Source organism: Limnothrix sp. HT2024, assembly GCF_059138625.1.
On record NZ_CM181121.1, the window covers coordinates 2229888 to 2242278 of the forward strand.

Sequence of the window (12391 nt, forward strand, 5' to 3'; positions counted from 1 at the left end):
TCGCCAGCTATTTTCAAGAGTTTCACTCAAGGCTTTAGTGTAAAGCTCTGGTTCAAGATTCCAGCGCGAAACTCTGATTCAAGGCCCTGAGAAAATTGCATCTTCAATATCCCGCCGACTCAAAGAATATTTAAATGATCGCTGGGTAGACTCTCCAGATCCCTCCGCATTCAAGTAATAAACCGTCAGGCGATCTTCTTCTAGATATAGCGTTGCCTGCCAAGCATCCTTTTGGATATGCCAACAATGCAATGCTTCGCGATCTTGGGTGCAACCTTGGGATAGCAGCCACGTCTCAATTTGTGGCAAAGGATGGTTATAAAGGGGCGAATCTTCTGAGGGCAAGGTCATAACAACGGCAAAGATCGGGGACTGAAAATCAAGCGATCGTTAATGGCAATCATCGGTAGCGGTGATGGAATTTTCTGAGAGGATGTTTAAAAAGTATTCTTTGGCACGGGCAAGCACCAATAGTCGTGAGAACAAGGGGCTTGAGCATCTTGTCTAAGTCGATCACTGGGGCGTACAGAGTAGCAATTTTGGCTTTTCAGACATCCTCTGACTTTGGGAGATTCAATCACAATTGGGGGCCGCCCTGCATTGTAAAGGAATTCGGTGGAAGCGGCTAGCCAACACTACCAGCTTGCATCATCAGCGCCCATCGTTTTTAGGGCTAAGTTGATCAAGTCGATCGGCCAATTGATCTCCCATCACCAATCACCACCACGAATCATTATTTAGGGCATATGACCCAACAGAAAATAGGTATCCATATCGCCTTTACCTTTGATATGAACTAAGCCACGATGCTCAAATTGGTAAGAAGTTTTGAGCAGGGCATAGGTGGCGGCTGAGGTTTGAATTCTCCCTGGAATGCCGTGCGATTCCATCCGCGAGGCGGTGTTGACCGTATCTCCCCAAAGATCATAAATAAATTTCTTCAGGCCAATCACACCTGCCACAACGGAACCACTATGGATCCCGATACGGATTTGAAAATCGCGTTTTTGTCTGTCGTTAAACCGACTCATGACTAACTGCATATCCAGGGCCATATTCGCGATCGCCTGAGCATGGTCAGCACGAGGGGTGGGCAATCCTGCGACCACCATGTAGGAATCGCCAATGGTTTTAATTTTCTCTAGGCCATGAATTTCTGTGAGCTGATCAAATTCCGAGAAAATTTCATTTAATAATTCCACCAGCTCGATCGCGCTCAAATTTGAAGCAATTTCCGTAAAACCGACAATATCTGCAAACAAAACGGTGACAGCGGCAAACTGTTCTGCGATCGTTCTGGCATTGCGCTTCAGGCAATGGGCGATCGTTTCCGGCAGGATATTTAATAGCAAGCGCTCAGATTTCTCTTGCTCGAGTAGCAGAGCTTCTTCAGCCTTGCGACGTTCCACATATTGACCCAACTGGTTGCCCAAACTTTCGCCCAGATTCAACAGATCAGGACTCACAAGTTGAGAAGCTTGCTTGAAAAACAGCAAGATTCCCAACACTTGATCGCCAGTTTTAATCGGAAATCCAAACCCGGTTTTGAAGTTGAGGTTCTGAATTTCCAACGTTCCCGCCGGAACCGCTTGATTCGGGAGATTTTGTTGCCATTTAGCCTTCGTTGCTTGCCAAACCTGCGAGAGGAAGCTGTGATCTTCATTCAAGCGCAGGCAACGTACTGGCTTCCAATCATGGCTAATTTCTAGTACGGGAGAAAGCCAGTGATCGATGCAATGGGCAGATGGATTTCCGCTGCCAACTTCCGTGCGATCGATTAACCAAAATTCTCCCAATTGCCAATCAAATTCCTGGCATAAGGCTCGAACCACTGCCGACAGGGCTTGGGTGGCAATATTCGACTCAGAAATAATTCGCGTAATTAAATGTTGAACCGATTGATATCGCTGGCGGCGTTTTTCTTCCGTAACATCGCGTCCCACATACAGAAAATCTTGAACCATTTCTGCACGCCCCAACTGTCCCATTAGGGTGTTGGTGAGGCGCGATCGGGAAAAGGCAATCACTAAAATCGCGCCGGTCTTGGTTTGGCAAACCGCTTCCCCTTCCTCCGCCGCCAACAGATGCCCTGACTCTGGAGCCGATGGGGCATCTCGGCGCGCCAAAATCGCCGACATGGGCTGACCAATTAATTCCTCAGCTTCGTAACCCAACAGGTGACGAGTGGCCGGGTTCACCATCCGAATTAATCCTGCTTCTGAAACCAAAAACAGCATTTCGCTCATGGCCGAAATAATTTGATCAATCTGTTGCTTGGTTTCCTCCAAATTCCGAATCAACAGATGTTTTTCATTAGTCGCTTGAACCAGCACTTGCTCCAAGCTCATGCGATCGGTTACATCTTCTAAGAAGAAAATTAAATAGTGTTCAGCAGTTGGGCTGGGGTGCGCCGTGATATGAATATCAAAATAGATTGGGGAGCCATTGGCGGTGACACGGCCAATGCCCTTGATGTTGAATTCTGGGCGATCGCCCGCTGCCACCTCCACCAAAATTTCATCAATTCCAAAGAGTTCTGGGAACAGTTCATAAATCTCCAGTCCCAGCAATTGCGCAGCCAGTTGCTCAGGGCTGAGACCTGGGGCAGTGGATGCCAAGTGGCCTGGGGCGTGATCCACAGCCCCATCCGTTGGGGCCTCGATCGGGGCGATCGCTCCCTCATCCGCAGACTCCACCAACATCTCCAGCAATCCTGAATCGATCAGAGGGGCCACATCGCCCTGAACCGAAACCACCTGGAAGGCTTCGTTCACAACAATCAATTGGATATGCTGAGGCAAGGATAATTTCATTCTGCTCAAGAGGTCGCAGCAACAGCAAAGTTGACTTTAAATTACCCACTTTGGATGCCAACTGTTGCATCCCTGAAGACCTTGAAGACTTTAGCTCTCCTTCGGTTACCCGTTGAGCATCGATTGCGATAGCTCTAGGAACATCTTGTCAACATTATCACCCGTTTTGGCAGAAGTGGCATAGGTCGCCACCACTTGAGATTCATGGGCAAAGCTATGCAGCCCCATAACCTTAGTCAGCATCGATGGTTCAATGAGATCTGCCTTATTAAAGGCAATCACGACAGATCCCTTAGGATTAACTTGCTGAAACATTTGTAGGTGACGGTCTAGGTTTTCTACCGTTTCCATGCGGCTGCTGTCAGAAACAATAATGATTCCACTCGCGCCACGGAGATAGGATACATCGATCGGTTTGTAATCTGTGCGTCCTTCAATATCCCAGACCATTAATTGAAACTTGTCGCCTTCTGGCAGCTTAAGGCTAGTGGAATCAATTAGTTTTTTGGAGATCTTAACGCCAACCGTTGACAAATATTGGTCACTAAATTGACGATCAACAAACCTACGAATTAGACTGGTTTTACCAACACTAAAATCGCCAACTAAACAAATTTTCTTAGAAATAGTCGCCATTTTGCCCCCAACACAAGTCTCAGCGAAGTCAAATTATACCTTGAAGGATTCCAAGAAGGATTCCAGGCATCTTTTAGTTTTTAGCCTGTAGTTTTTGGCTTGTCGGGGCCGGTGCTCAGGTTTTGTCTGGCACTGTTGACGATCGGGTGGGGGCCTGCAAACGATTGGAGTTCCGATGCCTCAGAGGTTGGGGAGATGGCTGGCGATCGATCATCTATGCATAGTTGATCACAGGTTGGGGGATTTGCGGCAGCCATCATCAAACTTTCGCCATTTCAGCAGTGAACAATAATTTTATTATTTTCAGAATAAGGTTTTCTTAAAAGCACTTAATCTCTTCACAAGTAGTTACGATCATCCAACAGCAGCTTTCTGCCCTTTTCAGTTTTGTTCATTCCAGATCAGCCCCTTAGAGGATGTTTAAAAAGGATTCTTTGGCACGAGCAAGCACCAATAGTCGTGGAAGGGGATTAGGGCCTGTCGTCATTTCCTAGGATCGGGCGGAAACGATTGATTTTTCATGTCCCAGTCGTTGTAACAAGGGGCTTAAGCCCCTTGTCCCCCACGATCTGCCAACGGCGGAATCAAGGTTTCATGCGATTTGACGACAGGCCCTAAGCCCCTTGTTTAAGTCGATCACTGGGGCGTACAGAGTAGCAATTTTGGCTTTTCAGACATTTTCTTAGGTTTCTCGGAGTTAATGAGTGAAGGAAAATTCATCCCGAATTGATGCAAGCCAGGCCTCTTTAATTAGGACTATTTGAAAAATCAAAACCGGCATATTAAAAGTTTATAGATTAACGGATCTAGCAACAAAAAATAAGAGGCTAAAGTTCTTTGTGACCAGAACAATTGGCGCTTGGCAAGTACTCCAAGATACTATTCAGATATTTTCCGCAGGCTGGGTGCAGAATCGATCGGGACGCTTCCGTTGAAACCAGGCTTGTAATTGTTGTTGACAGCCCTGGCCCAAGACACCTCCAATAACCGGCAATCGGTGATTAGAAGCGGCACTGGCGGGCAAATTTAGCACAGAACAAATGGCTCCCGCTTTGGGATCGATCGCCCCAAAAACAAGCAACCCAAGTCTAGCGTTAATGATCGCCCCCGCACACATGGGGCAAGGCTCCAGGGTGACGTAAAGAACGCAATCATTCAGATGCCAATTTTGGCGCGATCGCCCGGCCCGTTGGAGCGCCAAAAGTTCCGCATGACCCGTGGGATCGCCATCCCGTTGCTTGCGGTTTTCGGCCTGCGCGATCGCCTGGCCTTGTCCATCCACGACGATCGCCCCCACGGGCACATCCCCGGCGGCCCCGGCGGCGGCGGCCAATTGCAGGGCTTGACCCATCCAATATTGATGTTGGGGGTGTTCCGGTTCCAGGAGCGCACGATCAATTTGGCAGCTTTTGCGAGCAGCGTTTCCCGAGGTGATCAGTTGTGGTGTTTCCAGCCCCTGACTGATTCGCAACATCGATCTCGCCCCGCAACTTCGCAACTCTAACAACCTGCTACCAACTGGTTTCTAGCCAATTGACTCTACCCAACTGGCCCTCATGATTGGTTCTACCCAAACAGTTCTACCCGTGAGCCGATTGGCCCCTAGCCGCGATTGGCAGCCTCTGCCCCCCAAGCGGCGATCGCCACGGCCAAAGCGTCGGCCGCATCGTCCGGCTTGGGCAAGGTGGCCAAATCCAACTCCCGGGCCACAGCGGCTTGTACTTCAGGCTTCTTGGCGTTGCCGTAGCCGGTGAGGGCTTGCTTAATTTGGGCCGGTGTGAATTCTACCCAAGGAAGTTGCCGTTGAGCCAACACCAGCAACACCACCCCACGGGCTTGGGCTACGGCGATCGTGTTGCCCATCCGATAAAAAAAGAGCTTTTCGATCGCCACCCGATCGGGCTGAATTTGGTCAATGACCGCGTGCAAATCGTCGTGGAGGGTCACCAACCGATCGCCAATGGGCTGGCCGGCAGGGGTGGCAATAATTCCAAAGTCGATCAATTCGATCGCCACTGGGTCGATCGCCGCCGGATCGCTCGATCGCCAACCCAACGAACCCTCACCCCCAAAAGCCGGATCCCCAACGGCGGGAACGCTAATGGCCCCAAATCCTAAAATGGCTAGCCCCGGATCAAGACCCAGAATCCGTTCTCGATCGGCCATGGCTACTCAATGAACCGATCGAGCCGCTTGCGCACCGACAGCCGCACCAAGGCCCGCACCAGCAACACCACCGCCACTCCCGACCCCGCAAACACAAAGGCCGCCCAGTGGGCCAAGGGCCCCGTCACCAAAACCGCTCCGCTAATTAACAAACAGCCCGCCAAGCAGGTATACATCAAACATTCGATCGACAGGTTCAGGCGCTTCAGGGCCCGATCGGTTTCGGTCGATCGCACCCGCAACTCCAGCTCACCCCGCTCAATTCGTTGCTCCAGTCGCTGAATTGCCAGCACCGTTGGATTCGGCTTGCTCAGTTGCGCCTGCACCGTATCCAGAGCCAACTTAGCCAAGCCCAGCCATTTTTGGGTTTTGCTGGCCCCCGGGCCTTCCGCGAGCGATCGATTGGGATCAATGCCCGCAAACTGCTTCACAAAGGGCTTCGCCAGCGCAATCAGGTTATATTCCGGATCCAGTCGCCGCGCAATGCCATCCAGCGTTGTAATCGACTTCAAAATGTAAGTCATTTGGGCCGGTAGTCGGAACGGTTGCTGCTCAAATAACGTGGCAATTTCCCGGCGCATTTCCGTGAATGCATTCACATCCACCGGCCGTTCCGCAAACCGTTCCAGGGTAAATTGCAGCAGTTTCCGCACCGGTCGCATATCCGAAACTGGCTCAATCAGTCCCATGGAAATTAGGGATTCCAGCACCGATTCACTGTCTTTTTTTAAAACCGCAAATAGGGTTTGCAGCATCTGTTCTTTGGCGAGGGATTTCACCTCCACAAACATGCCAAAGTCATAGAAAATCAGTGATCCATCTTGGGTCACCGCCAGGTTTCCCGGATGGGGATCTGCCTGAAAGAAGCCATCTTGCAAAAGCTGTTTTAAGTAGCAACAAACACCCAATTGATTCAGTTTTTTGGTGTCAATGCCACAGGATTCAAGCGCTTCGCAGTCATCCACCTTAATTCCCGGCAAATATTCCATCACCAACACGCGGGAAGTGGTGTAAGGCCAATGGATTTTGGGGACTCGAACATTTTGAAATTCTTGGAAATTTTGGCGAAAGTGATCGGCGTTATGGGCCTCGTGAACGTAGTCAATTTCTTGATAGAGAATCCGGAAAAATTCTTGATAAATGGACTCCAGATCGTATTGCTGAGTCCAGGGAAAGAGCAGCTCGCTCCAGTGAATTAAACGCCGTAGCACTTTGAAATCTAGATCAAACAGCGGCTCCAGACCCGGGCGCTGAACTTTGACCACCACCCGATCGCCCCCAGGCAACAGGGCCCGGTGGACTTGCCCCAAACTGGCCGCCGCGATCGGCTCCGGTTCAAATTCCGCAAAGAGTTCTTGAACGGATTGGCCCAGCTCGGCTTCAATCGTGGCAATCGCCAGATCCGTGCTGAAGGGTGGCACGGCATCCTGCAATCGGCTGAGGGCGGTGATATATTCCCCCGGCAACAAATCGGGGCGGGTGGACAGGGCCTGTCCCACTTTGATAAACGCGGGCCCCAAGTTCACCAGGGTTTGGGCCAACCACTGGGCCCGGCGACTGCGTTGCTCACTGCTGTTTTGTTTGCGAACGCGATCCCACCACAGGGCCGAGACAAATCGCCCGATTGCGATCGTCACGTCCTTCTGCCGTTCCCAACTGGAATATCGGGGTTTTTGCCAACGGGGGGCTAGGGGCTGGGGCTTGGCTTTAACCAGCATTCGAGCGATCGAGCAAAGTAGCAGTTTCAGTGTAGGGGATTTTGGCGAAGCCAGTCTCAGCAAATCAGTCCTAGCCAATTCGCCCCAGCCAACCCGCCTCAGCCAACCAACGGACTGACTTTCTAACGTGCCCGATCGATCCCCCGTTCGCGAATCCACCTGGGGCAGATTGCTCCTGGGGCGATCGGGGGGATCGGGGCGATCAGGGCGATCTATAGCATCAGCTCCCGATCGATCCCTAAAGTTTTGGGGCGATCGGCCGATCTTACGGTTACGACAGAGCCAGAATCAGTCCGATACCGCTCAATCATCCGATACCGCTCAATTAACTGACGGAAGTCCCACCGAAGCCTATTTCAGACCCCAATTGGCTGCCCAAGCCGTAATGGTTGATGCAGCAAAAAAAATCATCCAAGGTCAACAATGGTCAGTTTCGGTAATGGTCAGTTTCAGTGTTCCGGCCTCGGGGCTGAAGTTTTGAGAGTTCCGACTTTTGAGGTTTAAGGTTGGGATTCAAGTGCTCCGGCCTTGATTTGCCCAAGTCCAAACCCCAAAGCTCGCTGCCATCAAAGCACCAGAGCCGCCTAGAAGCATCCCAGCAGGTTCACGGGATCTCACGCGCAAAACCCGCGCAAACGACCCATGAAGACTTATTCTGATTCTGGCAATTGACCGCTGGATGGGGCGATCGCACTTGGCCACCCGATCGCGGGGCACAATGCCCATCCCAACGGCCCGCATCGAGTTCGCTTTTGGATTTGGAGAAAACGCATGGAAATGACCGACACGGGGATCGTCGAAATTCACGCGCGAGAAATTTTGGATTCGCGGGGTCGTCCCACCGTCGAAGCCGAAGTCACCCTCGAATCGGGGGTAACCGGCCTGGCTCAGGTTCCCAGCGGCGCATCCACCGGTACTTTTGAAGCACACGAACTGCGGGATGACGACCCCAGCCGCTACGGTGGCAAGGGCGTACTGAAAGCCGTTGAAAATATTGAAGAGCAAATTTCGCCGGAACTCTACGGCATGGATGCGCTTGATCAAGCCAGCATTGACCTGGCCATGATTGAGCTGGATGGCACGCCCAACAAGTCCAAAATCGGTGCGAATGCCATTTTGGCCGTGTCGCTGGCCACGGCGAAGGCCGCGGCGGCCACCGCTGGGTTGCCCCTCTATCGCTACCTGGGCGGCCCCTTGTCGAACGTGTTGCCCGTGCCTTTGATGAACGTGATCAACGGCGGGGCCCACGCGGACAACAATGTGGACATCCAAGAATTCATGATTGTGCCCCATGGGGCCAGCAGCTTTGCGGAGGCCCTGCGTTGGGGGGCGGAAGTGTTTGCGGCCCTGAGCAAGGTGCTGAAGGATAAAAACCTGCTGACGGGTGTGGGCGATGAGGGTGGCTTTGCGCCGAACTTGGGTTCCAACCAAGAAGCGCTCGATTTGCTGATTGCGGCGATCGAGAAGGCCGGCTACAAACCGGGCGAGCAAGTGGCGCTGGCGCTGGATGTGGCTTCAACGGAATTGTACCAGGGTGGGAATTATGCCTTTGATGGGGCAACCCACAGCCCGGCGGAAACGATCGCCTATTTGGACAAGTTGGCAAGCCAGTACCCGATCGTGTCGATCGAGGACGGCCTGAGCGAAGACGATTGGGACAACTGGGCGGCCATGAATGCCAGCCTGGGCAGCCGCACCCAACTGGTGGGCGATGACCTGTTTGTGACCAATCCGACGCGCTTGCAAAAGGGGATTGAGCTGAAGGCGGCCAATGCCATTTTGATTAAGTTGAATCAAATTGGCACCCTGACGGAAACCCTGGAGGCGATCGACCTGGCCACCCGCAGCGGCCTGCGATCGGTGATTAGCCACCGTTCCGGCGAAACGGAAGACACGACGATCGCCGATTTGGCCGTGGCCACGCGCGCCGGTCAAATCAAAACCGGTTCTCTCTGTCGGAGCGAACGGGTGGCGAAATATAACCGCCTGCTGCGCATTGAGGATCAACTGGGCGATCGGGCGGTCTATGCCGGGGCGATCGGCTTGGGCCCGAAGTTCTCGAGCTAGGCCTCTCCTGAAAACTGGTGCAGCCTGGCCAAGCGGTTCAGGCTGTGCCTACTAGCATGGCTGCCTTAATTCACTGGGTTAAATGACATGGCTGTTACCGTCACCTGATCGTTCAGCAGCAAGATGCTCAAGCCCCTTGTTACCACGACTGGCTCCGCAACTTTGACCCAATATTTTAAGGATGTCGCGCTACTAGCCTCTCAGAACCCGATCGGGCTGGGCCGGTGGCTCGCCGTAGAGACAAAACGCATTTTTTCCCATCCCCTTGGCCGCAAACATGGCGGAATCGGCATATTCAATGAGTTGATCGGCCGTTTCCGCATCGTCGGGAAACAGGGCCACGCCAATGCTGACCGTAATTTGGCAATCGCAGCCCTCAACGCGATAGGGCTTGCTGACGGCGGCCAGAAGTTTTTCCGCCACCCTGGCCGCCACGTCCCCTTGGGGAATGGCCGGCAACAGCGCCACAAATTCATCACCACCAAATCGGGCGATCGTGTCGCTGCCCCGCAGGTTTTGGGTGAGGCGTTGGGCGCATTCAATCAACAACAGATCGCCAGCCCGATGGCCCAAGGTGTCGTTCACGGCCTTGAACCCATCCAGATCCAGATATAAAACCGCACTCATAAACCGATCCTGGCGGGCTTGTTGCAGCGCCACATCCAAGCGCTCATAAAAATATTTGCGGTTCACCAATCCCGTGAGGCCATCGTGACGGGCTTGGTATTGCAACACATCGTGGGCTAGCTCCAGTTGCTGGGTGTAGTCCCGCAGTTCGGCGGCGGTGCGGCGTAATTCCGCTTCGGCTCGGCACTGCTCGGTAATGTCGCGCATCACCCCCACGAGGAACTGATTCCCGGCCCGATCGCGGTGGAGGGTGCGCTTGGTGCTCACCATTCGTTCCCGACCAAAGGGATCGGGCCAGGCGAACTGGGTTTCGGCGGGCCCCAACTGGTCGATCGCCCGTTGATCCTCCGCCGTGAGGGCAGCGGCCAACTCAGGAGAAAACACATCCTCTGCCCGTTTCCCCAACAGATCGGTGGTGGTTAGCCCCGTAAAGTTGCAAAAGGCGGGATTCACAGCAATCCAGCGCCGATTTTGGTCTTTCACAAACAGTGGCTCAGGAATGGCGGCCAAGACCTGTTGAAAAAAGAGGGTCGATCGGGTCTGTTCCTGTTGCCGCTGAAAGGCCAATAGCCACAGCCCCCCGGCGCTGGCCAGCGTGCCCAGGGCCACCGGCACGATCGGGATCCACCATCCCCACCAAAGACTCAGGCTGGTGAAACTGCCGATTCCTAACAGGGCTAAGGCCAGGTGGAAAGCCGCTTGGCCCATGGAGCGCGATCGCTTCACGGCGATCGCCCCGGCCGCGGTCCACAACAAAATCCAAACCTGTTCCACCCAGTCGGGCCAAGTGCGAATGGGCGGCCGCCCCTCGATCGCGGACTCCAACAGTTGCTCGATCGCCTGGGCCTGCAATTCCGCGCCAAAGATGGGTTGGGCCGAATCCCGCCCTTGGTTGCTGTAGGGCGTGTAGGCATAATCCTTGAGGCTTTCGGTCATGGCCCCAATCACCACAATTCGCCCACTGAGTTGCACGGGCGACACCTTCCCCTGCACCACGTCCCGCCACCAAACCACCGGCACGGTTCTGGAAGGGCCCCGCCAATCGGCCAGGATTTGGTAACCACCGGCATCAATGCCCTGATAGCCGCCACTGTTGGGGTCGATCGGGGACAACCGCAGCCGCCCCAGTTGCAGTTGATTCGGATCTTCGGTTTTGGTCAGGGTAATTTGACGCTGCTGCAAATACAGTTGGGCCAACACAAAGGCAAAGCTCTGATGCATTTGGCGTTGGCGCGTTTTTGGATCCGTATGCCACCAATAGAGAATGTGGCGGCGCACCAGCCGATCGGGATCGATGATGATGTTGTTAAACCCAATTTGCTGATAGCGAGCCAAGGCCGGCGCAGGCAGAATTCCCTTTTTTTCCGAGTCGGGCATCAGCCGAATGCCGACGATCGGGACGGGACTGTTCTGGAAAATTTCCTCTAGGTGTTCCTTGCCCGGTGGCAGGGGCAAATCTCGGTAAATATCCAGCCCGATCGCCACGGGACGAGCCGCCACGAGCGTTTCCAATAGTTGGGCTAGGTCTCGATCGCGGGCGGGCCAAATCTTCAAAAATTGAATATCCGGTTCATCCACCCCCACAATCACCACCCGATCGCGCAGGGGTGGGGTCGATCGGGCCCGAATCAGCCAGTCATAGGCCACCAACTCCGCCTGCTGGAGCCAGCCCCAAGAACGAGCCAACAGCAAGCCACCGGCCACCGCCGCCACCAACAAAACATCCGCGACCTGGCGCGTTTGCCAAGGCAGGCGTTGATCGCGCCATTGACCCCATTGCCACACGGTTGCTTGTTTCCTCTTCGGTGGGTGCTGCCGACTGTTGAACTCCGTAACAACGGTCAGCTCTCAGTCAGAGCACTTGGGTTAAGACAATACACTCACCCTGAAAACAAGGCACTCACCCTGAAAAAATTTCCTGCCGCTGGGTAATACCGATGAGCCGTTTTATCAACCTAGCGAGGCCGCACCCGCAACCACTGATCTAGCCAGCCAATTTGGCGACGGCGACGACCCTGGCGCTTGAGGCGCGAAGATTCCAGGGTTTCGTAAGGATAGGGACGCGGCGCACGTTCCACCCGATCGAACGTTCGCCGCGTCACCACCGGATCGGCGGCCGGCTGCTGCCACCACACGGAAATAATCGATCCAGCAGCACCACCAAAGGTCGCCAGCACCAAAGCTGACAGCGTGCCGTAGCCCACCCCCACCAGGGCAAGCCAAAACAGCAAGAACCAAACTAAGCCTTGATACAGATAGCTCACGGGTCTGGGGATTGTCGCGATCGGGGCGGCCGTTGCCCAAATTTGCCAAGTCCTGAGTGCGAATTGGGAGCCAGATTACTCAGCACCAATTCACTCAGCA

8 protein-coding genes and 2 pseudogenes are annotated in these 12391 nt (G+C 53.7%); 1 reads left to right on the top strand and 9 read right to left on the bottom strand.

The window, feature by feature from the left end; genetic code table 11:
- Window positions 1-78: 78 nt before the first annotated feature.
- The 7 genes and pseudogenes from AC2IAX_RS08920 to AC2IAX_RS08950 all read right to left on the bottom strand — a co-directional run bounded on the left by AC2IAX_RS08920 (window position 79) and on the right by AC2IAX_RS08950 (window position 7333).
- A complete protein-coding gene (locus AC2IAX_RS08920) occupies window positions 79-351 on the bottom strand; it encodes a DUF3143 domain-containing protein (RefSeq protein ID WP_494390225.1) in 273 nt (90 codons plus the stop codon).
- 386 nt (window positions 352-737) lie between these two features.
- Window positions 738-1466, bottom strand: a pseudogene (locus AC2IAX_RS08925) (adenylate/guanylate cyclase domain-containing protein); the annotation flags it as partial.
- A gap of 453 nt (window positions 1467-1919) precedes the next feature.
- Window positions 1920-2813: pseudogene (locus tag AC2IAX_RS08930) on the bottom strand (PAS domain S-box protein); the annotation flags it as partial.
- 105 nt (window positions 2814-2918) lie between these two features.
- On the bottom strand, window positions 2919-3449 hold the full coding sequence (locus AC2IAX_RS08935) for a Rab family GTPase (RefSeq protein ID WP_494390226.1): 531 nt from the start codon (window positions 3447-3449) through the stop codon (window positions 2919-2921).
- Window positions 3450-4332: 883 nt separating this feature from the next.
- On the bottom strand, window positions 4333-4923 hold the full coding sequence (tadA, locus tag AC2IAX_RS08940) for a tRNA adenosine(34) deaminase TadA (protein ID WP_494390227.1): 591 nt from the start codon (window positions 4921-4923) through the stop codon (window positions 4333-4335).
- A 128-nt stretch (window positions 4924-5051) separates the two neighbouring features.
- Window positions 5052-5615 (bottom strand): crossover junction endodeoxyribonuclease RuvC, encoded by a 564-nt coding sequence (gene ruvC / locus AC2IAX_RS08945; RefSeq protein ID WP_494390228.1) that lies wholly within the window; start codon window positions 5613-5615, stop codon window positions 5052-5054.
- Window positions 5616-5617: 2 nt separating this feature from the next.
- Window positions 5618-7333, bottom strand: a complete 1716-nt coding sequence (locus AC2IAX_RS08950) for an ABC1 kinase family protein (protein WP_494390229.1) — start codon at window positions 7331-7333, stop codon at window positions 5618-5620.
- Window positions 7334-8110: 777 nt separating this feature from the next.
- Here AC2IAX_RS08950 and eno point away from each other — a divergent pair.
- Entirely contained in the window at window positions 8111-9400 is a 1290-nt protein-coding gene (gene eno / locus AC2IAX_RS08955; RefSeq protein WP_494390334.1) for a phosphopyruvate hydratase, read from the top strand.
- Between the two features lie 192 nt (window positions 9401-9592).
- Here the strand turns inward: eno and AC2IAX_RS08960 are convergent, their stop codons facing one another.
- Both AC2IAX_RS08960 and AC2IAX_RS08965 read right to left on the bottom strand, forming a co-directional pair.
- A complete protein-coding gene (locus AC2IAX_RS08960) occupies window positions 9593-11812 on the bottom strand; it encodes a CHASE2 domain-containing protein (protein ID WP_494390230.1) in 2220 nt (739 codons plus the stop codon).
- Between the two features lie 170 nt (window positions 11813-11982).
- Window positions 11983-12291, bottom strand: a complete 309-nt coding sequence (locus tag AC2IAX_RS08965; protein ID WP_494390231.1) for a hypothetical protein — start codon at window positions 12289-12291, stop codon at window positions 11983-11985.
- Window positions 12292-12391: the final 100 nt, after the last annotated feature.